This is a genomic window from Brevibacillus centrosporus (genome assembly GCF_003710815.1).
Lineage (GTDB): Bacteria > Bacillota > Bacilli > Brevibacillales > Brevibacillaceae > Brevibacillus > Brevibacillus centrosporus.
The window spans coordinates 1-21,738 of the sequence record NZ_RHHP01000014.1 but is presented as its reverse complement, the minus strand read 5'-3'; the positions used below and the strand labels follow the sequence as shown (position 1 = coordinate 21,738).

Sequence of the window (21,738 nt, the reverse complement as noted above, 5' to 3'; positions counted from 1 at the left end):
GTGGGATGGAAAGGAGATCCAAACCCTCTATGTCTGTTGGAAGAAATGAATTGTGCCCCTGCGGGAGCGGGAAAAAATACAAAAAATGCTGTGGCGTGGTCACTCCAATTACGGAGTTGCGCAGTCGTCATGAGCAAAAGCTGCAGAAGGAATACGCTGGCTGGGTAGAACGTCTGAACCACTTTGTGGGGGGCAACGTGACCAGCGATGCGATCCAGGAAGCCCGCAGCCGCTTTGCTGAAGAGATTGGCTTAACGGAAGAGAGCGTTATGCGTCCGGAATGGGCGGCGCACTTCTTCAACTGGTATGTGCTGGATGTTAGAAATGCAGGCAGCACGCTGCTGGAGAATTACGTGAAGCAGCATGGCCGCCGCATGGAGCCAGATCTACGCCGTGCATTTGCCAGACTTCATTTGAATGTATATGAAGTCGTGGAAGTAGATCGGGACGTGATGACGGTACAACAGCCAGTCAGCCACGAAACCCACTACCTGCTGCGTTCCAACAATTTGCATGTGGAAGTAGGTCAAATGATCGTCGGCCGACTGTTGAATCTGGGACTGCGCGATATGCTGTTCTCAGGCAGTATTATCCTGCAGCCGCATGTAAAACAATCGCTGCTCGAGTGGCTAAAAGAGCATCCTGAAGTTGAGGATGCAGCCAATGATACGGGCAAGCGCGTGTATACGACGGATTTGTACCGTTTCATCGTGTCGTTCGGGGATGATGAGACGGGCGAAGTGAAACAGGCAGATGCTCTGTTGAGACGCAGCTACGCATTGCCAAATCGTGATCAATTGATCAAGGAAATGGAAGCGACACGCTCTTTTGAGCTGAAGCGTCGAGATGCCGCTGGAGAAATCTGGGTATATGCGACGCGCAAGGAAGAACATCTCTTCCCAGCGCTGAAAGGGGCTTTGCTCGAGCTGTATGAAGTACAGGCTGAGCTGATAATTTCAGATGGCAAAATCATGCTGGAAGGCTTTGCACCTCAGCTGGATGAAGTGGCAGATCTCTTGCAGATGCATCCGATGCAAAACGAAGAAGAGATTCAAGTTCTCTCTTCGACTGGCTCCAAGCTTTCCAAAGGTACGCTGTTCATCACCAGTCAGCCTACTTTGCCGCCAAAAGTCCTTCAATGGGCTGTGCAAACCTATTTCGCAGAAAAATGGCTGGTTACACCGCACGAAGCCTTGGATGAGCTCGCACCAATCCTGGTTGCGGCATCGGATAATGCTGAGCTGAATGGCAAGCTGCAAAGCCTGATGGAGCAGATGGAACAAGACAACAAGCTTGGGCAAGGTCTGGCGCGATTCATTCGCATGGACATGCTCCGCCCAAGACTGACTTTGAAAAACGAGACGCTGCACGTAAACAACTTGCTGCGCCGACCTTTGATCGAAGGCTTGCCGGATAGCGTCTATACCGTGCATCCCGATCGATTGGCTGACATCAGCCGCTTTGTCCATGAAATGACCGAGGGCAAATCGGAAGCGACGGTGAAAAAGTACGACGAGGTCATGAACAACTTCCGTTCCTTCGTTCGTGGTGCTTTTGGACCGAGCTTCACTTGGAAACAGCTGCGCAAGGAAGAACTTGCCTACTTCTTGGTGCACGATATCTACGCACGTACAGATGCCACCACGAAGACGCTGGCAACCAACCTGCTGTCTGTTCTCACCTCGTTCTTCAAGTGGCTGGACAAGCAAGGAGTAGCCAACGTACACGCTACCATGCAGCCTTTGCTGGCAGAGCTGAAGGAAACACTGCCTGAGGCGTATCGCCTGCGCGGTGTACTGGAGAAGGAAGCGAATCAAAATCTGCTTGGCCAAGCAAGCCTCTCAGATCTGACAGAGGAAACGTTCCTGCTACTGGAGAAGAACAAGGACGTCTGGACGGCGAAGCGCGCTAATGGAGAACAAATTACGCTGTCTTTGGCAGCGGATGCCACAGACGTATTGGCTTCGGATTGGCTGATCGCTGGACTCTTCGGTCTGACCGAGGACGGCAGCTGGAAGGTATTCGGCACACCTGAGCTGTATCCGCCAGTTGTTGCCCTGCTGTTAGGTGCTCCGACTAGCGTATTGGTATAAGGAATAAGAAAGGGTGTCGACTGTAGAGCAAGCTGCAGAAGACACCCATTTTTGTTAAAAGAAAGGGCAATCCCTCGCATCGGGATTGCCCTTTTTCAGATGTGGACTTAGCTGCGAGCCCAGTCACGTACCGTTTGATCCTTCGGTAGAAAGAATCCAAGGACCCCGATCAGTGGCAACAGGGAGCAAAGGGTAATGACAAAGGTCAGATCGAACGTGTCAGCAAGAGAACCGAACACGAGACTGCCTGCGCCGCCCATACCAAATGCCAAGCCAGTGATGAGGCCAGATACGGTTCCGATCCGTCCAGGGAGCAGCTCCTGTGCATACACGACCGTAACCGAGAAGCTGGAGAGCATGATCAAGCCGCTGAGGAACAGAACGGGATAGACCCAAATGCCAGAGACGTAAGGCGTCAGGATCGTCAAGGGAACGGCACCAAGCGTAGAGATAATCAGCAGGTTGCGCTTTCCGAAACGGTCGGAGAGAGGACCTCCCAAAAAGGTTCCGATTGCGCCAGCCATCAAAAAGCCAAAGACGACGATCTGCGCGTGAGAGTATTCGACCCCTTTGACATACATCAAATAAAACTGGTAGAAGCTTTGAAAGCCTGCGTTCATCCAGGACCGGACGCTGACGATCAAGACCAAGAGACCCAGGGCGATGAAACGCTGCTTGCGATGGCTGTAAGCGGCGACAGCAGTTGCTGCTTTTTTCAAGCGCTGTTGACCGCGATACCATAGGGCGACGTACAGCAGGACACCACTGGCGAGAATAGCTGGCCACAGGAACCATTGCGCTCCAGCTTGACCTAGGTTTGCGAAAATCAGGATCGTCATCAGGGGAGCCAAGGCCTGCCCCGCATTTCCACCTACCTGAAAGATCGATTGCCCCAGCCCTCTGCGAACACCAGAAGCCTGGTGGGCAAAGCGGGATGCTTCCGGATGGAAAACGGCAGAGCCGATCCCTACGCAAGCGACAGCCATGAGGACCAGGTAGTAATTGCCGGCGAAAGCGAGAGCGAGCATACCGAGTCCGGATACAAGCAAGGCGAGCGGAGGCAGAAATGGGCGAGATTTTCGATCAGATAAATAGCCGACAACCGGTTGAAGGATAGAGGAGGTAAGGTTCATTACCAAAAGAATTAGGCCGACTTGCGTAAAGCTTAAAGCGAGGTTTTTTTCCAGGATGGGCAGCAGTGCTGGAATAACGGATTGCAGGCTATCATTCAACAAGTGAACGATGCTGATTGCAAAAAGCATCCGGTACACTGTAGGAGCTGCCTGCCCAGTCGGTGATGCATGAATGGGTGTGGATGTGGCGCTCATATGGTTCATCTCCAATATTTTTTCTGCGAAAAACGTTTCAAAGCGTTTTTCTTCTCTATCGTACGGCTGTTTCCTAGTTAACAATTTTCACTTTAGCACGGAACTCCCCAATCGTCACCCCTGTAATACTGGCATATGGAGGATGGTCATAACGGTCGAAAAAACACGGAACTTTCCGAACTGGTAGGTAAATGAACATCTCTTGTCGAAAAAGAGGTAAGGATGAAAATAGATGAATCAACCGTGTGCAATCGGCTGGGAGGGGTGCTTGTATGCTGGAGGGGATGAAAGATTACTGGCTATGTGTAGGTGGCGCCAATGTAGATATGCAGGGAGTCACTTCGGTCAGATTGCTACCCGGAACGAGTAATCCAGGAGTCGTCCATCAAACGGCAGGTGGAGTCGCTCGAAACGTGGCGGAAAGTTTGGGCTGGCTGGGCGAAGAAGTGCATTTGTACGCCTTGGTAGGGGAAGACTCCGATGGCGAATGGCTGCGGAAAATTACAGCAGACAGCGGTGTTGCGACGCATGGCATGTTTCGAGTGCCAGGTAGATCGACAGGGCGCTATTTAGCGATTTGTGATCTGGATGGAGAATTGTACACGGCTGTCGCGGATATGGCTATCAATGATGCGTGGAGCGAGGTAATGATCCAAAGCGGCCTTCTGAGCTTGCAGCAGGCGGCGGGTATGTTCATGGACGCCAACCTTCCATTGCCTGTGATGGAAGCCTTTCTAACAGAAGCCAACCGACTCGAAAAGAAAGTGATCGTGGACCTGGTTTCTGTGAAGAAGGCGGAAAAATGGAAGGGGCTGCTTGCGGGTATATACACCATCGTGGGCAGTATCGATGAAATGGAGACGCTATGTGGTCAAATCCTGCACTCCTATCAGGATGTGGAGAAGTGTGCGAAGACTCTGGTAGATGAAGGGGTCTCCCAGGTCATGATCATGTGTGGGGAAGCAGGTCTTTATTTGTGCAATCAAACGGAATCCTTCTGGCTATCGCCACCAGACGCCCCGATCCGCGCGTCTGCGGGAGATGCGTTTGCAGCAGGAGTCATCTACGCGCAAAACAAAACCCAGCGTCTCGCTGAGCAGGGAGCATTCGGCATGGCCATGGCAGAGCTAAGTATGGAGAGAAAAGGAAACATCGATTTGAATGAGCTGTCTAGGCGTGCAGAGTTCCTTGTCACAAAACCAAATCCTTGGATCAATGGAAACCTCGAATGAGATGACGGATCTTGAGCAAACTACCGGGTAGCTTCACAACAAGGAGGAGTGTACCCGTGGAAAAGAAATCGAATGATGTCAATGGGAAACAGGAAAGTCATGTACGTCAGGGAGGAGACTCTCATCGCTCGACAAACAAGCGCTCAAAAGGACCTGTGCAAGGCTTCAGCCAAGCCCCACGCGGTTTACAATAGGTAAAACAACGGGAAAATCAAGAAACCTCCATCGACAAAAAGATGGGGGTTTTTCACGTGCAGGGAACATTTTTCTACAAATGCAGACAATGGTATGTTACAATATCGGAATCAGATGATTGCCATCTGAAGAAAAAATTAGTGCATCCTGTCTGTTGGCACTGTTCACAATCGTGCCTCTCTTTTCCTTTTTTGAAAAAGGCTATCTATAGGAGGAGCGACCGCGACATTCGCGGGAATGTTACGAAAGCGATGCCCTGCATAAGCTTTGTTATTCGCTCCTGAATGTATAGGTGGACATGCTTATGCATTCTATACGATCAAAAAGCGTGCGCGAACAAGGAGACTGATACATATGCCTGAAAAGGTAACAAGACAACGCGCCTCCGCTCCCCGAAAGAAGCAACCGGGACGCAGTCGCAAACTTCGCAGATTAGTTGTGCTTTGTAGCTTTATCGCATTGCTCTTGGTTGGCGGGGCAGCCGGTGCGATTTATTGGAAAATTAATGACACTCTGGATACAGTGACGCAGCCAAAGGATAATTTCACTTCAAACGTATCGCAAAATATCGATCCTGAGTATCACAATGACAAGCCTATGTCCTTCATCATTCTCGGTTCGGACAGCCGTCCGGAGACAGGCTCGATGAACACGGACGTGATGATTGTGGCAGTAGCCAATCCATCTACCAAAAAAGTGACGATGGTTTCCATTCCTCGGGATACACGGGTCAAGATCCCAGGCTACCGCGACTACCACAAAATCAATTCTGTATACGCAAACGGGGAAGCTGAGCGTCGCCAGGCAGAGCGCAACAATCAGACGCCAACTGAAGACGGCATTTCGCTTACCAAGAAGACGATGAATGAAATTTTGGGGATTCCCATTGAGCATTACGTTGCCATTGATTTTGATGGCTTCAAGGCAGTGATTGATGAACTCGGCGGAGTAGAAGTGAATGTAGATCGCAAGCTGGTTTATGACGATCCGACAGACGACACGCACATTAATCTGAATGAGGGCCTGCAAACCTTAAATGGCGAACAAGCTCTGGGGTACGTGCGCCACCGCCATGACAACCGGGGAACCAAGTATTACTCCAGCGATTTTGACCGCAATCGCCGTCAACAAGAAGTGATCAAGGCTGTCGTGGATAAAGCGGCTTCTCTGGAAGGTTTGACAAAAATCTTCAACATCATGGATGTAGGTGCGAAGAACATACATACGGATCTTTCCAAAGATCAAATCAAAGGCTTGGCTTTTGACTTCAAAGGCTTCAGTGCTTCCATGGTCAATGCCTTGGACAACGGAGCTTATTGGCAAGGCGGGTACACCTTCCTGGAGAAAGACAAACTGGAAGTCATTCGTGAGTCCCTGCAGTCAGAGATGGGGATATCGGGCAACGTGGTTGCTCAGTTGAACAATTCACCTGTGCTTGGGTCGAATGAATCAGCAGTGGCAGCTTCTAGCAGCAACACCAAGCCAGTGAAGAAGAAAACGACACAATCTGCGGCTTCCTCTGCGCCAAAAGAAAAACCTCCTGTCGAAGAGGTCAAAGAGGAACCGGATACGCCGGAAGCGCCAGCCGATGTGGTAGCAGAAGGCGAAGCGACTCCTCCGCCGGATGTGGTAAGCCCGGAACAACAACAGGGGCAAACGACGCAAACGCCTCCGACACAAAATGGAACGGTTACGACAACACCTGAGGCGGGAACAGCACCTCCGCCGGATATCGTCCCTCCTTCGACACAGGATGCCAGCTCTACTCCAGGTTCGACGAGTCCCAAAAGCAACTCCTAGTGATAAAATTTGGCAGCACCAATGATACAGACACCCGCTCGCAGGCCATGAGCGGGTGTTTTTGTATATAATTTTTTGATACATGCCTGGAGAGTACATTTTCGAATAACTTTTTTAATAAAATATTCAAAGGAAAGGTTTAGAAAACACCAAATACATGGTACAATAATAATATGCTGATAAGACAGATTAATCAGATAATTATTGCATTTTGACTGGAGGGATTTGGATGACGATTTTCTTGGTGAATCTGTTTCTGGTGATTGCTTTTGTGTACCTGATCAGCCGCCAACAAAATGAAGAATTAGTGTATGATGAAGATTTTTTCCTCCAGAACCCCTCAGCCTTGGAAGAATATCAGCAGATGCCGATTGATTTCCAACATGCCTTTTTCCGCAAGCATAAGGAGTGGATCAAGGAAAAATATATGCGCGGAGAAAGTTACATTTTAGGGTACTGCCCAAACAAAGAAGTTCGACGGGCGTGGCTATCTGAATTTATGAACCAAAAAAATATGAACAACTCACCGACCCCTTCCTCGTGAAGGGGTTTTTCGTTTGCAATTTGCTCATGGTATACTGCTGAAAGAGCAGTGATGGTTGGAGAGGAGCAAATGACGTGCTGCAATTCCTGGTAGAACAATTAAATGAGCATCTGGCTACGCACGGTACGATTGTCGATGTCCTTCTGCGATCGGACCAATCGTTAATGGAGGAGCAAGAAATAAGGGAAGTCATACTGACTTTTGCAGAAGAGGAGCAGTCAGAGGAGCAATCTGGCAAGCCATTGGCCACGATTCATCTCTTTGAGCTGGAGGAAGCGGAAAGCTGTGAAGTGGAGGTAGAGGTGGAATTTACGGGAGAGAGGACCGCTGAGGGAACCTGCGTGATGTGGGAGCAAGCGAGAGCCCTCATCCCGAAAATCTCGCTCACGGAAAAGAAGCGCTATCTGGAGCCAGGGCAATCTGTACAGACAGCTTACATCCTCGATTATCACTTTATCCTGGACAGTCCAAAAACAGAAGAAGAAGCAAGTCAATTTGCCCGAGTCCTAAAGCAATTTTCCAGTGATCTCGGAAAGCTGGTACGATTGAGCTGATTGGAGTAGAGAGGAGGACGCAGGATCGAACAAAGCGGTTTTCCTCTCCCCACCAAGTTCATACAAAACGGGGCAGGATTTTTGGAGGGCGAAGGAGAATCTACAGAGGACATGGATATGAATGAATATTCACTCTGTAATAGGCAGGAGGCGGAAGCTCCCATTCTGAATTTTGCTCAGAAGAGATTTTATATTCCGAAAATAAATAGCTTGGTGTATCATAAAGAGAGATGTCACCTTATAAGAACTTTTGTCGAAAGACTTTTCATCGTATTTGAATTCTTGCAATATAATAACATACTGTTCAAATTCATTTGATTGGGGGCACTCGCCTTGATGAATCATAATGGCATACTGTTGGGGAAGCGTCACTTTTTATACTCACTTGCACCGTTGATAGAGGTGGAGGGATGGACGTTTACCGTTGCCCCGGGTTTTAAAGTGATCGCGGGTGGAAGTGCTAACCCGCTGCAAACATTGATAAGTGTATATAGGGAGAACGAAAAAGTCGCACAACTCGTTCTCCATCATAGACGCTCTGATTCCGATGTGACAGTGCAAGCGGTCTCGAGTGAGATCATGTTGGAAATCGCACCGGCGACCCGAATCGTAAGTGTTGCAGAAAAGCAGTGAAGCACTCGTGGCGGAGTGCTTTTTTTGTCCTTTTATTCACGATCCCGCAAGCTGGACGTAGACAGTGAGAGCAAAAGGAGGAAAGGGTATGAAGTTGAATGAATGGAAGCTGGGCGCTTTCGAGCTGACCTGGTTAAAGGGTGGACTTACGCAATTGGATGGTGGGGCCATGTTCGGGGTTGTTCCGAAACCGTTGTGGAGCAAAAGATACCCGGTCAATGAGCTCAATCAGATTCCGCTGCGTGCGGACCCAATTCTGCTTTCAGCACATGGAAAGCATATACTCATCGAAGCCGGGATGGGGAATGGTCGTTTGACGGACAAGCAGAAGAGAAACTACGGGTTGGTGGAGGAGTCCCAGATCCTAGAGTCCCTTGCTGCAAAAGGTCTGACTCCTGCGGATATCGAGATCATCATCATGACACATATGCACTACGATCACTGTAACGGACTGGTGTCCCTGCAGGATGGTCAGCTTGTTTCGACGTTTCCCAACGCAGTGATTTACGTTCAAGAGCTGGAATGGGCGGAAATGAGAGAGCCAAACATCCGCTCGCGCAATACATATTGGGAAGACAATTGGCGTCCGATCGAGCAGCAGGTGAAGACGTACCAGGACGTGCTGGAGCTGCTGCCAGGCATATCTCTTCATCATACGGGTGGTCACAGCCAGGGCCATGCCATTGTGAGGCTGGAGAGCGAAGGGAAGCTGGCTTTGCATCTCGCAGATATCATGCCTTCTCACGCACACAACAATCCCCTGTGGGTCATGGCGTATGACGACTACCCGATGAATTCCATTTTCGCCAAAGAAAAATGGATCAAGGAAGGGATTGCGCAAGGTGCCTGGTTTACGTTTTACCATGATGCGATCTACCGTGTTGTAAAATGGAATGAGAGTGGAGAAATCATCGATCACGTTGGTGTAGAGCAATAAGGAGGTGCCGGGGACGCTCATTGCAGAGCTTGCCTCGGTTTTTTCTTTTCCCAAACAACGGTATCGGAAATCGTTGAAAGGTAATAGAAATTTTTCATAATCCAAAAATTTTGAATGCTCATTGACGAACACGTGCTTCCTCTCTACAATGAGTACATTGTGAAGCGTCTGTTCTGGCAGACGATGCGAACAGAACAGTTGCCGAGGAGAGAGAAGCATGGGTAGAGTGTCATCATTGTTAAAGGAGTTTCATCCGATTGTATGGTCACTAGTGGTCGGAACGGTATTCGTTCGGGCGGCTAGCTCCATGAGTATGCCTTTCTTGTTTTTGTACCTGTCCAACAATACAGATATGGATCTGGCGACGATTGGTTTGACGATTGGAGCAGGGCCACTCGCCGGGACGCTGGGTGGGTTTATTGCAGGCACATTATCCGATCGGATCGGGCGCAGGCGAGTCATGCTGGGGGCGCTGTACGTCTGGACGCTCGTCTTTGTAGGATTCGCCATTAGTAAAAATCCGATGGTCCTGCTTGTGCTCAACATGGCAGGTGGACTCTGTCGATCGTTCTACGAGCCGGTTTCGCAAGCGTTGATGGCAGACGTAACAGCTCCGGAGAAACGGTTTCGGGTGTTCAGCCTGCGTTATACGGCGATCAATGTGGGCGTTGCTGTTGGGCCGATTGCAGGCGCCGTACTTGCGAAGACCTCCGTTGCACTGCCTTTCATGGTTACGGCTATCATTTACTTGATCTATGTGATCAGCTTGCAGGGATTGCTGAACAAGTTTGGCATCAAGAAGATTGAAGGGCAAAAGAAAGAGGCTGTCACGTTTAGGCGTGCGTTCAGCGTAGTCGTTCAAGACAAGGCATTTCGCTTTTACATGATTGCCGGAATGCTGGGAGCTATCGGTTACTCACAGATGTCTTCGACGCTGGCGAAATTTGCCGAGATGACGGTGGCAAACGGTACCGAGCTGTTCGCGGTACTCATGAGTATCAACGCCATTGTCGTCGTAATCATGCAGCTGCCGCTGACGAGCTGGGCAGAAAAAAAGACGCCCCTCACGGCGATTTTCGTGGGGAACGTCATGTATGCCATCGGGGATATCGGCTATGCCTTTGCCAATTCGTGGCTGATTTTTATCATCGCCATGGTCTTCTTCACCTTTGGAGAAATTCTCACCTTTACCTCAGGAGATGTGCTCATTGACCGAATGGCGCCAGAAGGCATGCGAGGGAGCTACTATGGGGCAAAAAGCTTCAGCAACGTGGGCCAATTCATCGGTCCATGGCTGGGCGGCATCTTGCTCGCATCCTACGGTGGGACGACATTGTTCCTCGTCGTTGCCGCGTTCTCGATGATCAGCAACGCCTTCCAATGGGCTGGGCAGCGAGCCTATCTCGTGAGCAAAGGGCACTCGATCAACTACGCACGTACGGAATCACTCTAAAGCTTGAATGACCCGTTCTGCAATGCGCTGGTAGCCTGCGGTATTCGGGTGGAAATGGTCCGTGTACAGATACGATTGTTCCTTGTTCACAAACAAATCATAGGTGGGGACAACGATGACGTGCGGGTACTTGGACGCGATTTCGGAAGCGGTATAGTTCCAATCCAGTACCGGCTGAATCGTGTCGACAGAAGCTTCGGTGTCCCCAAACGGGTTGTACAAGGTGGTGTAGACGATCGTCGCCTGCTTGTTTACAGCGCGAATTTGTCGGATAATCTCTTCGTAATTGGCTGTCAGCTCTTTTGTAGCTGCGGCCAATTTTTCTTTGTCGATAGTATAGAGGCCACCCGTCTGGCGAAACATGTCATTGCCACCGATGGTAAACAAGACGAGATCCGCTTCGGACAGCAAGGTCTTTACTTGAGATTGGGACATTTGCTTGACCAAGTCCGTGGATTCCTGACCGTTAATTGCCAGGTTGGAAAATGTAATCGGCTTGCCCAGTTTTTTTTCCAATGCCTGACGAACGAGACCCGCGTAGCCTTGGCCATTCGCGTCCCCTGCTCCGCGCGTGAGTGAGTCACCTAATGCGACTACCTTTTGGACTCCTTGCGCAGGGAGAGGAGCTGTTTGCTCAGCAGGTGAGGGTGTTGAAGTTTTTGCCGGAGCGATCTGCTGCGGGTTCATGGCGAGCACAAAGCCGGTTGCAAACAGTAAGAAGGATAGAAAAGACAAGAGTCCAGTTGTACGCCAGAGCAGTTGTCCAGATGTACGCATCGGATACCCCTCCTATTCGATGTTGGGTGGAAGAACGTGGTATAATGTGGATGGACATCTCTTGACAGTGTACCATAAACAGATCGCTTCCAACAGGCGATGGGGCGGCAACAGAACAGGAGGGCGCACATTGACCGAAACGGTACTTTCTGTAAAAGGATTGCATAAAAAGATCGGGGGCAAACCGATCATTCACAATATTACTTTCGATGTCTTCGCTGGAGAAGTGTTTGGGTTTCTCGGGCCAAACGGTGCAGGGAAAACGACGACCATCCGCATGCTTGTAGGGCTGGCTGCCGCTGATGGTGGGGAGATCCACATCGGAGGCATTTCCCTACAGGACCAGTTCCCGCAAGCGATCTCCCAGGTAGGCTGCATTGTGGAGAACCCGGAGCTGTACAAGTTCATGACAGGCAGAGAAAATCTGGAGCAGTTTGCCCGGATGAGCGGAGGCATAACGCTTGAGCGGATCGACGAGATTGTCCGCTTTGTTGATCTCGAGAGGGCGATTGACGATAAAGTAAAGACCTATTCTCTCGGCATGCGGCAGCGGTTAGGAATCGCCCAAGCGATGCTGCACCGCCCCAAAATACTGATCCTGGATGAGCCGACAAACGGGCTGGATCCGGCAGGGATTCGAGAGATGCGTCAATTCATTCGGAAGCTGGCGGAAGAGGAAGGTCTGGCCGTGTTCATATCCAGCCATCTGCTGAGCGAGATCGAAATGATGTGCGACCGTGTCGCGATTATCAGCAAGGGGAAGGTCATCTCCGTCGGGTTGGTGAAAGAGCTGATGGAGCAGTTCGCAGACCAGGTGGATTGGACTGTGCAGGAAGCGTCAGTGCCAAAAGCAAGGGAAGTGCTGAAGGGTCATCCCGCTGTAACCGAAGTGTGGGAAGTGGGAGATGGACGCCTGAAGTGCCGAATGGATGTGGAGCGCGTCAGTGACGTCAATCAGACGCTGGTGCGGGAGGGGATTCCTGTACTCGGAATCGCGACGAAAACGGTGACGCTGGAAGATCTGTTCCTGACCTTGACGCAGGGAGGTGGCAATCGTGGGACAGAGCATGCTGGGATTGGTTCAAAATGAAACGGTAAAATTGCTGCGCAGGCGCCGCTTTCTCGTCGTCGTCCTGATTCTGGCGATTCTCATTCCGATTTTTACATACGCGCAGTATCGTTCCGTCGTGACCGCCCAGGAGCGGATGGGAACATCAGATTGGCGGCCACTCTTGACTCAGCAGATCGTTGACATGCAAAACAGGCTGGCATCTAGCCGATTGCCTGATGAGTGGAGAGATTTTATCAAGGTCAGGATTCAGCAGCAGCAGTACTATCTGGATCACGACATCAACCCCATGGCACCGGGAGGACCTACCTTTGCCCGCGGCTTTATGGATCAGGCGGTCTCGATGTTTTTGCCGATGATCATCGTCGTCCTGGCGGTGGATTTGGTATCCGCAGAGTTTAGCGAAGGGACGATCAAGCTGCTGCTGACACGACCGGTCCGAAGGTGGAAGGTGCTGACGAGCAAGTATCTTACTCTCTTGCTGTTTACGTCACTTACGGTGCTGATGACGTTAATTCTGGCGTACCTGATGTCCGGAGTCGTCTTTGGGTACTCGGGTTGGACGCTTCCTATCCTAACCGGGTTTGAGGTGACGGGGGGCGAGCTGGAAACAGCAGGTGCATTTATGATTCCGCAGTGGCAATTTTTGCTCCTGCAGTATGGACTAGGCTGGTTTGTCTGCGTGGTCGTCGGTACGGTGACATTTATGGTCTCCGTGTTGGTGCGAAGTGCAGCAGCCGGTATGGGGATCATGATGGCGGCCTTGATCAGCGGGACGATTTTGACGCAGATGGCCTCGTCCTGGGAGTCCTCCAAGTACCTGTTTGTCGTGAATCTGCAGCTAACCGATTATTTGAATGGCACTCTGCCGCCGATCAAAGGGATGACCCTGCCGTTTTCGCTTACAGTGCTAACGGTTTGGGCGATCGCAGCTTTGATCGTGGCCTATACGGTGTTTATTAGAAGAGATGTCACCTCATAGCGACAGGGAAACAAAGGAACCCCGTTCTTGCTTACTCATCAGGCAAGAACGGGGTTTTTGTCTATGCTCTTTACTCCTTCTGCTTTTTCCTCGCATAAAACTCAGCTGCCTTGTGCCGGTTCCCACACGTTTCCATGCTGCACCAGCGCCGTTTTCCTGATTTGGAGGTATCGATAAAGTGCAAAATGCAGTCCTCATGCTCGCAGGCGCGTATGCGATCTCTAGATACAGTCTGCAGCGAGTGAATGATAGAGGCGAGGACTTGGTAGGTAATGTGATCATCCGTATGCAGGCCCTCGTTGACTAGCTCTAGACGACCCTCGGATGTGTGCAAAGTAAGCTTTACCTTTAGTGGATCAGTCAAGCTTCTCAGCTGCTGTACGCTCGATTGGGAAAGTCCCGCCTGCTGGAAATCCTCAAGAACAGCGAAGCAAATATTGCGTAAAGAATGAAGGACGTCCGTAATCTGACGTAAGGTTTCTTTGTTTTCGAGTTCTTTTTGGTCACTCTCCCGAAGCAGCTCATTTGCCATAAGCCATGCCATAAGCCGTTCTGGGTCATCCAAGACATCGATCTGTCGCTTGTTGATCGTGTTGACGAGATTGATCCAGACAGCTCCGCCTAACGTAAAGCGTGTCGTTTCCATAGGGGCTCACCTCTCTATTATTATAACCGTTAAAAATACATTTACAAGGTTTGGTAGATCGTGTATTCTGTAACCATTAAAACTAAATATTAAAGGTTATAAGAGGTGAGTGAGATGGGGACAGCTGGTGAACAAATGCTGCGGGACAAATTTCAAACAAATGGCATACGTGTGGGACAAAAATTGACACCTTTGCTGAGTAGCTACGTGGAAGCGATGGAGTTCTTTTTCATTGCCACAGCAGATCGCGATGGAAACTGCGATTGCAGCTTCCGGGGAGGCTCTCCTTCTGTAAAAGTGCTGGATGACGAGACGCTTATCTTCCCGGATTACCCAGGCAATGGGGCTTTTCAAAGCTTGGGCAACATCGTGGAAAACCCGAATATCGGCATGTTGTTTATTGATTTTTCCCATCAGCAGCGTCTGCGGATCAACGGAAAAGCGGAGGTGCTCGATAATGAAGAGCTGCGGCGCTGGTTTGTGGGCAGCATTCAGGTGGTGAAAGTAACTGTCGAGCAAGTGTATCGAAACTGCTCAGCACGCATTCCGAAATTAGTCAGTCTATCAAAAGGAGAGTGAAGGGACAATGGCTTTGACAAAAGGGGTCAACCATGTAGGATTGAGTGTTACGGATTTGGAGGCTAGCAAGGCATTCTTCACAGATATACTGGAATTTGAAACAGTGGAATATGCAGAAGGACATCACGCCTATGTGACAGATCAAGGAACGATGATTACGCTCTGGCAGACAGCTGAACAAGAAGCATCGGTGAATGTAGCAGGACTCCATCATCTCGCCCTATCCGTTGAATCCGTTGCCGTGTTGCGACAGCTCGAGGAACGGATGAAAGAGAGGGGGATTCGCCTTCAGTTTGGAGGGATTGGGGTAAAGGGGCAGGAGGGAGGAACGATTGCGTTGTTCTGCTATGACCCCAGTGGGATCCGCATTGAGCTGACGACACCCCAGCGAGACATGAAAAAGGAAATCCCCATCATCGGCGGCTGCGGCGCAATAGAGTAATGGGGAAAGAAAAAAGGACACGCGAGCTGCAAAAGCTCACGCGTCCTTTCTGCTATTCCCAGGTCAATTCTTTCGTGGTTTCGATCAGCTCATTCAGGCTCACGCCATTGGCAGAAATCACGACGTACAAGGATTGATTGTCTGCTTGTGCATTAAAGTGAACGGCATGCTGTACAGCTGCAGCCTTCGTGCCCTGCTGATCAAACGAGACGCCGATCGCCTGCTCGCCACCTACCGTAAACAACTGCGTAGCGGAAAAGGTTCCAGGGATGGAGAGACTGCGTTTTCCGTGTGTATTCCGGACGACATCGATTTTGATCCAGCTGTTGTTGCGCTTGTAATCGGCCGTAAGCCGCGTTACTTTTTGGCTGGTCTCCGATTCGTATTGGACCGACACGTCGTTGACCGCAAAGCCGCTCGCCGATGCAAGGACAGGTACAGGCAAATCAGATGCTTGTACAGCCGTCTCTAGGTCTGAAAAGGTAGAGAGTGTAATAGCGGCTTTTTGCACAGCGGGTGCGGGCGGCCCGACTAGCGCTTTGGCAGACTCCGCTTGATCTGCTTCCGTGTTATCCAAAGCAGTGATGGTACTAAACGTTTGATTTGAATCCGCTAGTGCAGCTGCCTCCTGTTTTGCGACTGGGGCGTTGTTCTCCTTGGCTGCATTGTCAGCTAATGCGACTGTTTCATTATTGGCAGGTGCTTTCGCAGCTGTTTTTCCCACTGCAGCGTTACGGGCTAGAGGCTGCGAATCCGGGGTTTTGGATCTGGACTCGGGTGCTGCCGTCTTCGCCTGCGGAGCCACCATCGCGACGGATTGTTTTCCAGCTGCTAGAGGCGCATCTGCCGCCTTTGGCTGTACAACGTCTGAAGCTGGGGTAGCGGCAGCAGGAGGCTGTTCTTTCGCAACTTCCGAGTTCACTGCCATCTTTGCCGTAGCGGGCTGTTGTGCATCCGCTGCGGCTGGAGCTAGATTTGTCTGACTGTTGATGGCAATCTCTGTGTTGGCTGTTCCAGCGGCACTACTCTGCGGCATGGAAGCTGCCATTTCCTGATTACTGGATTGGAGCTGTTGGTAGCCTGCTATACCAACGATCAGCAAGACAGCTGCGGCACTGACCCAGGCGAGTGAAGGGAAGCCTTTGGTCCGACGCTTGCTTGTGATCGGAATGGGTGCTTGTAGCGATTCAGTTGCGGCATGAGGGGGCGTACCTTGACCGGCGTCCTGGTAGATGGCCTGCATAATTCTCTCTTCCAGGTTCACCGATGGTAAAGGAACCTCCTTCAAGAACTGCACCTCCTCGTCTGTATCCAATAGTTTTTCGATCCACGCCATGCAATCATCACAGGTTTCAATATGTGAGATCACATCGCTGTCCGTGTCTTCTTCCAACCATGCTTTTCTAAATGCCTGGCAGTTCATGTACGAGCCCCCCTTCCTTGCGGGTTAACAATTTTGCGAGTTCCTGGCGAGCGCGCAGGTATCGGACTCGGGCGGTCGACTCGGCAATGCCGAGGAGCGAAGCGATTTTTTCGAAAGGATATTCATGCGTGCAACGAAGCACGATTACTTCTCGATAGGTGTCCGATAGCAAAGCGAATGCTTCTTCGATTTCGCGACGCTGCTCCTTATTCATAAGCGATTCCTGAGGAGACTCATCTCGCGTGTTGGCTGGTACATAGGCCAGCTGCTCATCTGAGTCATGGAACTTCCGACGGCGCAGGAAGTCGATGCTCTTGTTGCGGGCCAGTGTGTGCAGCCAGGAAGAAAATTGACTGTCTCCCCGGAAGGTAGACAGCTTTTCATACGCTTTGACAAAAACTTCCTGTGTGAGATCCTCCGCATCGGAGCGATTGTTTACCATCTTGTAAATAAAAACGTAGATCATATGCTGGTATCGTTGGATGAGGTCGCGATACCCTTCGATGTCGCCCTGAAGAATCCGCTGAATGATTTCGGCGTCGGATTGCATTGAATCTCCGGCCTCCCTTCCCTCTATGAGACGCTGGTATTTTTAAAACGTTTCAGACCAGCGTTTCCATTTCTATAATATCGTACGGATAGCCTTGTTCCACGAGAAAAAGCTGACGATGGAGTGAAAATTCCTGCTCCCGCGTGTCTCGTGTCACGAGTGTATAAAAATGCGCCTTGTTATCATCTGGTTTGGGACGTAGGATACGCCCGAGCCGCTGTGCTTCTTCCTGCCTGGATCCGAAAGTTCCGGAGATCTGGATCGCGACGTTCGCGTCCGGCAGATCCACGGCGAAGTTTGCGACCTTGGAAACGATGAGGCGCTTGATTTCCCCTTTTTTGAATTGCTGGTACAAAAGCTCACGTTCACTTTCAGGCACTTTTCCGGTAATGAGGGGCAGCCCCAAAGCAGCCGCCATTTGGTCAAGCTGATCGACGTATTGCCCGATGATCAGCACCTGATCGTGGGAATGCTGGTCCAGCAAGTAGCGAACGACCTCCAGCTTCCTTGGATTCTCTGCAGCGATGCGAAACTTTTGCCGAGTGGAGGCACGCGCGTAAGCTTCTCGCCATTTTGGCTCAAACGGTAGACGAATTTCCCGGCAGAGAGCTTCGGCAATCCATCCTTGTTCCTCCATGATTTTCCAAGGCACCTCGTATTTTTTGGGGCCGATCAAGGTAAAAACGTCTTCCTCCCGTCCATCCTCCCGAACGAGAGTCGCCGTCAAACCCAGTCTGCGCGTGGCCTGGATACCGGATGTTACCCGAAAAACAGGCGCTGGCAGCAAATGAACCTCATCGTAAATAATAAGCCCCCAATCGCGCTCTGAAAAGAGTTTCATGTGAGGAAATTCATCTTCAGCACTGGGGCGAAAGGTCAATATTTGGTAAGTGGCCACGGTAATGGGCTTCACTTCCTTGCGATCTCCTGTATATTCACCGACGAGCGAGGGATCCAATCCCGTTTTGTCGAGGAGCTCAGAGATCCATTGGCGTACGGAGGTCGTATTGGTTGTTACGATCAGCGTGGCCGTCTGCAGCTGGCAAATGGCTCCAAGTCCAATCACGGTTTTCCCTGCCCCACAGGGGAGGACCAAGACTCCACTGCCACCGGTAGCAGCACCTCCGGAGTGAAAGGCGCGAACAGCCTCCTCCTGATAAGGCCGCAGAGCAAATGGCCTTCCTGCAGCAGTGATTTCTCGCCAGCTAACAGGACAGCTCTCCCCCGCAGTATAGCCCGCAATATCCTGGACGGGATAGCCCAGATGGATCAGCTCCTGTTTGATCAGTCCCCGGGCATATGGCTTGATAATAAATCCTTCGTCAGCTCGGGATTCGTCCAATAGCTGGGCTACCGATTTATAGCTGGTAAGCTCTGTTAGAATGAGAGAATCGTCACTTATTAAAAGAATGTCGTCCCCAGACTTTTCCAGACGGATGCGACCGTAACGGCTCATGGTTTCTTCCAGCTCTCGGACGATGGTGGGAGGAACCCCGTATTTACTATACGTGGTCAGAGCCTCTGATACCTGCTCAGGCGTCATTCCGCCAGCTGCAGCATTCCACAGCGACAGGGGAGTAATGCGGTACGTATGCATGTATTCAGGGCTTTTGATCAGCTCGGCAAATCCAGATATGGCTTGTCTCGCTTCCGTAAATAGCGGATGCTGGGTTTCCAGCAGGATCGTTCGGTCACTTTGCACGATCATGGGCAAATCTGGACGGTAAGACAAGTGACTCACCTCATTTACAAGCTACATATATTCATACAGAACCATGGTATCACAATCGGGAAAAGAAAGAAAAACAGACAGGTAACATTTATCCGGCGGTGGGAAACAATATCCCAAAGCACGTACGGAAGGGAAGGAGGGTCGGACGGATGGTCGGGGCCTGGTTCAATTTGGTCATGGTTGTGCTCCTCGTGTTCCTCAACGGATTCTTTGTGGCGACGGAGTTTGCTGTCGTCAAGGTGAGGGAATCCCGTATAGCTCAATTAGTGGCAGAAGGTAACAGCAAAGCCGCAGATGTAGAGAAGCTCCTGCACAATCTCGATGCCTACCTCTCTGCGTGCCAGCTTGGAATCACGCTCGCCTCACTCGGCCTCGGGTGGCTGGGCGAGCCGGCTGTAGCTCACTTGCTGTACCCGGTCTTTCGCTATTTTGGTTTAAATGAGACGCTGATCAGCAGCATTTCAATCATCATCGCTTTCTCCGTGATTACCTTTCTGCATATCGTTCTGGGGGAGCTGGCACCGAAGACGATGGCGATCCAGAAGACGGAAATGATCGTGCTTGCGGTAGCGAAGCCCATCATGTGGTTTCACAAAATCATGTATCCCTTCATTCATCTGCTCAACTGGTCGGCATCGCGCTTTCTCGCCTTATTTCATATTTCAATGGAGCCGCATCAGGAGGCGCATACAGAAGAAGAGATCCGGATTCTCGTTAACGAAAGTCATAAGAGTGGTCTGATCGATAACACGGAAATGATGCTGGTGGACAACATTTTTGATTTCTCCGAGACGATGGCACGAGAAATCATGGTTCCCCGGACGGACATGGTTGTATTGAACATCCGTGATCCCTTCGAGGAGAACGTCAGGCTCGTACAAAATGGAAGATATACACGCTATCCGGTCGTAGATGGGGACAAGGATCACGTCGTTGGCAGTCTCCACATCAAGGACATGCTGACGGGCCTTCTGGAAGGCGAGCAGCGGGATCTGGAGTCGCTGATGCGCTCTGTTCTGACGGTTCCCGAGACGATCTCTATCAGCAGGCTGTTGACGATGCTGCAGAAGCAGCGCGGTCAGATGGCGATTATCATCGACGAGTATGGGGGAACGGCCGGACTGGTCACGCTGGAAGATATTATGGAAGAAATCGTCGGCGACATCCAGGATGAATTCGATGATGAGCGTCCAGAGGTAGAGCGCCGGGACAATATTCTCTCGCTCGACGGCAGGATGCTGCTCGAGGAAGTCAGCGATTATTTGGATATCGATCTGGAGTCAAGTGAAGTGGATACGCTCGCAGGCTGGATATACATGCAGTTCGATCATTCGCCGCGAGTCGGTGACATGGTGAGACAAGGCAACTACCAGTTCATCGTCGGGGAAGTGGATCATTACCGGATTACGCGCGTGATTGTGAAAAAGCTGCCTGTTGAGGAAGCAGTGGTGGAGACCTGACAAGGGGCATCACTGCTTTTCTTTGTTTGTAAATATAGTTAGCGAACATATGCCGAGTGTTATAAATCGAAAATCAACTAAGAACATCAGGAAAATCGGCATTCATTTCAAAGAAAAGGAATCGAAAATGTTGATGAAAAAATCTTTGAAACCTTGTATGATATGGTATAATGATTCAGAGTTCGCTCGATGGCTAGTAGTATAGTCATGAGCAGAAAGTAGCAGAGCCTAGAGGAGGAAGTAGAGATGAGACGAGCAGTCAGTATGGGACTGACCGCGTTGCTGGCGTTTTCTTTGGCAGCATGCGGCAATCAAACAGGTGGACAAACGGAGACAGGCGCAAATGCAGCAAAACCAAGTGAGCAAGCACAAACTGTGAAATTGGGATTGACGCAATTTGTGGAGCATCCAGCTTTGGATGCCATTCACCAAGGGATTTTGGATGGTTTGAAAGCTTCTGGATATGAAGAAGGCAAGAACCTGGAAGTAGACTACCAAAACGCTCACGGTGATATGAACAACACCGTTTCCATCGCACAAAAATATGCGGGTGACCAGAAGGATCTGGTGGTAGCCATCGCTACTCCGTCCGCACAAGCAGCAGCAAAAGCCATCACTGACAAGCCTGTCGTATTCAGTGCCGTGACAGATCCGCTGTCCGCACAATTGGTCAGCAGTCTGGAAAAACCAGACGCTAATGTGACCGGTACCTCAGATAAAGTATCCATGGAACAACAATTGCAGCTGATCAAAAAATTCCTGCCAAACTTGAAAAAGCTTGGTGTGATCTACACGACTTCGGAGGTAAACTCCGAGGTACAAGTGAAGGATCTGGAAGCAGCAGCTAGCAAAGAAGGCGTAGAAATCGTCAAAGCTGGTATTTCACAGCTGTCGGAAGTGCAATTGGCTGCAAATGGATTGACAGCAAAATCGGACGCTTTGTTTATTCCGATTGATAACACGGTCGTATCCTCTTTTGAAGCCGTTCTGGGTGCAGCAGAGCAAAGCAAGATTCCTGTATTTGCCTCTGACACAGACACGGTAAAGCGCGGTGCAGTTGCCACTTACGGAATCGATTACTACGGCATGGGGAAACAAACGGGGGAAATGGCTGCGAAAGTTCTGAAAGGGCAAGCAGTCGCAGACACGCCAGTAGAAATTTCCAAACAAGCCGAACTGTACATCAATGAAACAGCAGCCCAGAAGTTTGGCCTCACAGTTTCTGAAGAGCTCAAACAACAGGCGAAAGAAATCATCAAGTGATTAAAAAGAGAGCTTCATGCTCTCTTCAGGCTGTCGATAAAGTCGG

21 protein-coding genes are annotated in these 21,738 nt (G+C 50.5%); 15 read left to right on the top strand and 6 right to left on the bottom strand.

Translation table 11 applies throughout. The annotated features are described in order from the left end of the window. Positions 1-29: 29 nt before the first annotated feature. Positions 30-2,093 (top strand): YecA family protein, encoded by a 2,064-nt coding sequence (locus EDM55_RS13780; protein ID WP_122960546.1) that lies wholly within the window; start codon positions 30-32, stop codon positions 2,091-2,093. Between the two features lie 107 nt (positions 2,094-2,200). Here the strand turns inward: EDM55_RS13780 and EDM55_RS13775 are convergent, their stop codons facing one another. Next, entirely contained in the window at positions 2,201-3,421 is a 1,221-nt protein-coding gene (locus EDM55_RS13775; RefSeq protein WP_092267553.1) for an MFS transporter, read from the bottom strand. Positions 3,422-3,693: 272 nt separating this feature from the next. Between EDM55_RS13775 and EDM55_RS13770 the strand changes: the two genes are divergently transcribed. The 8 genes from EDM55_RS13770 (at position 3,694) to EDM55_RS13735 (ending at position 10,769) form a co-directional block, all read left to right on the top strand. After that, entirely contained in the window at positions 3,694-4,653 is a 960-nt protein-coding gene (locus EDM55_RS13770; protein WP_122960545.1) for a carbohydrate kinase family protein, read from the top strand. Positions 4,654-4,709: 56 nt separating this feature from the next. Beyond that, a complete protein-coding gene (locus EDM55_RS30275; protein ID WP_170184459.1) occupies positions 4,710-4,847 on the top strand; it encodes a hypothetical protein in 138 nt (45 codons plus the stop codon). 355 nt (positions 4,848-5,202) lie between these two features. Further along, positions 5,203-6,648 carry an LCP family protein gene (locus EDM55_RS13765; RefSeq protein ID WP_092267555.1) on the top strand — a complete coding sequence of 482 codons (1,446 nt, stop codon included), beginning with the start codon at positions 5,203-5,205 and terminating at the stop codon, positions 6,646-6,648. Between the two features lie 229 nt (positions 6,649-6,877). Next, the gene (locus tag EDM55_RS13760) at positions 6,878-7,192 is read left to right on the top strand and encodes a hypothetical protein (RefSeq protein WP_092267556.1); all 315 of its coding nucleotides are present in this window, start codon (positions 6,878-6,880) and stop codon (positions 7,190-7,192) included. 74 nt (positions 7,193-7,266) lie between these two features. Beyond that, positions 7,267-7,746 carry a hypothetical protein gene (locus EDM55_RS13755; RefSeq protein WP_092267557.1) on the top strand — a complete coding sequence of 160 codons (480 nt, stop codon included), beginning with the start codon at positions 7,267-7,269 and terminating at the stop codon, positions 7,744-7,746. 336 nt (positions 7,747-8,082) lie between these two features. Then, positions 8,083-8,379, top strand: a complete 297-nt coding sequence (locus tag EDM55_RS13745) for a hypothetical protein (RefSeq protein WP_092267559.1) — start codon at positions 8,083-8,085, stop codon at positions 8,377-8,379. A gap of 88 nt (positions 8,380-8,467) precedes the next feature. Further along, complete coding sequence (locus tag EDM55_RS13740) at positions 8,468-9,316, top strand: YtnP family quorum-quenching lactonase (RefSeq protein WP_092267560.1); 849 nt, start codon at positions 8,468-8,470, stop codon at positions 9,314-9,316. Positions 9,317-9,533: 217 nt separating this feature from the next. Beyond that, the gene (locus tag EDM55_RS13735; RefSeq protein WP_092267561.1) at positions 9,534-10,769 is read left to right on the top strand and encodes an MDR family MFS transporter; all 1,236 of its coding nucleotides are present in this window, start codon (positions 9,534-9,536) and stop codon (positions 10,767-10,769) included. Here EDM55_RS13735 and EDM55_RS13730 read toward each other — a convergent pair. After that, entirely contained in the window at positions 10,761-11,546 is a 786-nt protein-coding gene (locus EDM55_RS13730; RefSeq protein ID WP_092267562.1) for a GDSL-type esterase/lipase family protein, read from the bottom strand. The two genes, EDM55_RS13735 and EDM55_RS13730, sit on opposite strands and share 9 nt — an antisense overlap. 130 nt (positions 11,547-11,676) lie before the next feature. Between EDM55_RS13730 and EDM55_RS13725 the strand changes: the two genes are divergently transcribed. After that, positions 11,677-12,636 carry an ABC transporter ATP-binding protein gene (locus tag EDM55_RS13725; RefSeq protein ID WP_092267563.1) on the top strand — a complete coding sequence of 320 codons (960 nt, stop codon included), beginning with the start codon at positions 11,677-11,679 and terminating at the stop codon, positions 12,634-12,636. After that, complete coding sequence (locus EDM55_RS13720; RefSeq protein WP_170184460.1) at positions 12,614-13,597, top strand: ABC transporter permease; 984 nt, start codon at positions 12,614-12,616, stop codon at positions 13,595-13,597. The genes EDM55_RS13725 and EDM55_RS13720 overlap by 23 nt, the downstream gene beginning before the upstream one ends. A 70-nt stretch (positions 13,598-13,667) precedes the next feature. Here EDM55_RS13720 and EDM55_RS13715 read toward each other — a convergent pair whose 3' ends face one another. Further along, on the bottom strand, positions 13,668-14,243 hold the full coding sequence (locus EDM55_RS13715) for a CGNR zinc finger domain-containing protein (RefSeq protein WP_092267565.1): 576 nt from the start codon (positions 14,241-14,243) through the stop codon (positions 13,668-13,670). Positions 14,244-14,357: 114 nt separating this feature from the next. Here EDM55_RS13715 and EDM55_RS13710 point away from each other — a divergent pair, with 114 nt between their 5' ends. Together EDM55_RS13710 and EDM55_RS13705 are read left to right on the top strand one after the other, a co-directional pair. Beyond that, entirely contained in the window at positions 14,358-14,822 is a 465-nt protein-coding gene (locus tag EDM55_RS13710) for a pyridoxamine 5'-phosphate oxidase family protein (protein ID WP_092267566.1), read from the top strand. A gap of 7 nt (positions 14,823-14,829) precedes the next feature. Further along, the gene (locus EDM55_RS13705) at positions 14,830-15,264 is read left to right on the top strand and encodes a VOC family protein (RefSeq protein ID WP_092267567.1); all 435 of its coding nucleotides are present in this window, start codon (positions 14,830-14,832) and stop codon (positions 15,262-15,264) included. Between the two features lie 52 nt (positions 15,265-15,316). On the opposite strand, the gene EDM55_RS13700 is transcribed toward EDM55_RS13705, so the two are convergent. From EDM55_RS13700 to EDM55_RS13690, 3 genes are read right to left on the bottom strand one after another with little or no spacing between them, the layout of a single operon-like run. Further along, a complete protein-coding gene (locus EDM55_RS13700) occupies positions 15,317-16,687 on the bottom strand; it encodes a hypothetical protein (protein WP_092267568.1) in 1,371 nt (456 codons plus the stop codon). Then, positions 16,668-17,237, bottom strand: coding sequence for an RNA polymerase sigma factor (locus EDM55_RS13695; protein ID WP_055746429.1), 570 nt, complete (start codon positions 17,235-17,237; stop codon positions 16,668-16,670). The genes EDM55_RS13700 and EDM55_RS13695 overlap by 20 nt, the downstream gene beginning before the upstream one ends. A 52-nt stretch (positions 17,238-17,289) precedes the next feature. Next, on the bottom strand, positions 17,290-18,969 hold the full coding sequence (locus EDM55_RS13690; protein ID WP_170184458.1) for a DNA repair helicase XPB: 1,680 nt from the start codon (positions 18,967-18,969) through the stop codon (positions 17,290-17,292). A 149-nt stretch (positions 18,970-19,118) separates the two neighbouring features. On the opposite strand from EDM55_RS13690, the gene EDM55_RS13685 reads away from it, so the two are divergent. Further along, on the top strand, positions 19,119-20,429 hold the full coding sequence (locus EDM55_RS13685) for a hemolysin family protein (protein WP_092267570.1): 1,311 nt from the start codon (positions 19,119-19,121) through the stop codon (positions 20,427-20,429). Between the two features lie 246 nt (positions 20,430-20,675). Beyond that, complete coding sequence (locus EDM55_RS13680; RefSeq protein ID WP_092267571.1) at positions 20,676-21,692, top strand: ABC transporter substrate-binding protein; 1,017 nt, start codon at positions 20,676-20,678, stop codon at positions 21,690-21,692. Positions 21,693-21,738 lie beyond the last annotated feature (46 nt).

Coding starts and splice junctions, on each gene's coding strand:
- EDM55_RS13780 (WP_122960546.1), top strand. CDS start 30: ATGTCTGTTGGAAGAAATGAATTGTGCCCCTGCGGGAGCGGGAAAAAA.
- EDM55_RS13775 (WP_092267553.1), bottom strand. CDS start 3,421: ATGAGCGCCACATCCACACCCATTCATGCATCACCGACTGGGCAGGCA.
- EDM55_RS13770 (WP_122960545.1), top strand. CDS start 3,694: ATGCTGGAGGGGATGAAAGATTACTGGCTATGTGTAGGTGGCGCCAAT.
- EDM55_RS13765 (WP_092267555.1), top strand. CDS start 5,203: ATGCCTGAAAAGGTAACAAGACAACGCGCCTCCGCTCCCCGAAAGAAG.
- EDM55_RS13760 (WP_092267556.1), top strand. CDS start 6,878: ATGACGATTTTCTTGGTGAATCTGTTTCTGGTGATTGCTTTTGTGTAC.
- EDM55_RS13745 (WP_092267559.1), top strand. CDS start 8,083: ATGAATCATAATGGCATACTGTTGGGGAAGCGTCACTTTTTATACTCA.
- EDM55_RS13740 (WP_092267560.1), top strand. CDS start 8,468: ATGAAGTTGAATGAATGGAAGCTGGGCGCTTTCGAGCTGACCTGGTTA.
- EDM55_RS13735 (WP_092267561.1), top strand. CDS start 9,534: ATGGGTAGAGTGTCATCATTGTTAAAGGAGTTTCATCCGATTGTATGG.
- EDM55_RS13730 (WP_092267562.1), bottom strand. CDS start 11,546: ATGCGTACATCTGGACAACTGCTCTGGCGTACAACTGGACTCTTGTCT.
- EDM55_RS13720 (WP_170184460.1), top strand. CDS start 12,614: ATGCTGGGATTGGTTCAAAATGAAACGGTAAAATTGCTGCGCAGGCGC.
- EDM55_RS13715 (WP_092267565.1), bottom strand. CDS start 14,243: ATGGAAACGACACGCTTTACGTTAGGCGGAGCTGTCTGGATCAATCTC.
- EDM55_RS13710 (WP_092267566.1), top strand. CDS start 14,358: ATGGGGACAGCTGGTGAACAAATGCTGCGGGACAAATTTCAAACAAAT.
- EDM55_RS13705 (WP_092267567.1), top strand. CDS start 14,830: ATGGCTTTGACAAAAGGGGTCAACCATGTAGGATTGAGTGTTACGGAT.
- EDM55_RS13700 (WP_092267568.1), bottom strand. CDS start 16,687: ATGAACTGCCAGGCATTTAGAAAAGCATGGTTGGAAGAAGACACGGAC.
- EDM55_RS13695 (WP_055746429.1), bottom strand. CDS start 17,237: ATGCAATCCGACGCCGAAATCATTCAGCGGATTCTTCAGGGCGACATC.
- EDM55_RS13685 (WP_092267570.1), top strand. CDS start 19,119: ATGGTCGGGGCCTGGTTCAATTTGGTCATGGTTGTGCTCCTCGTGTTC.
- EDM55_RS13680 (WP_092267571.1), top strand. CDS start 20,676: ATGAGACGAGCAGTCAGTATGGGACTGACCGCGTTGCTGGCGTTTTCT.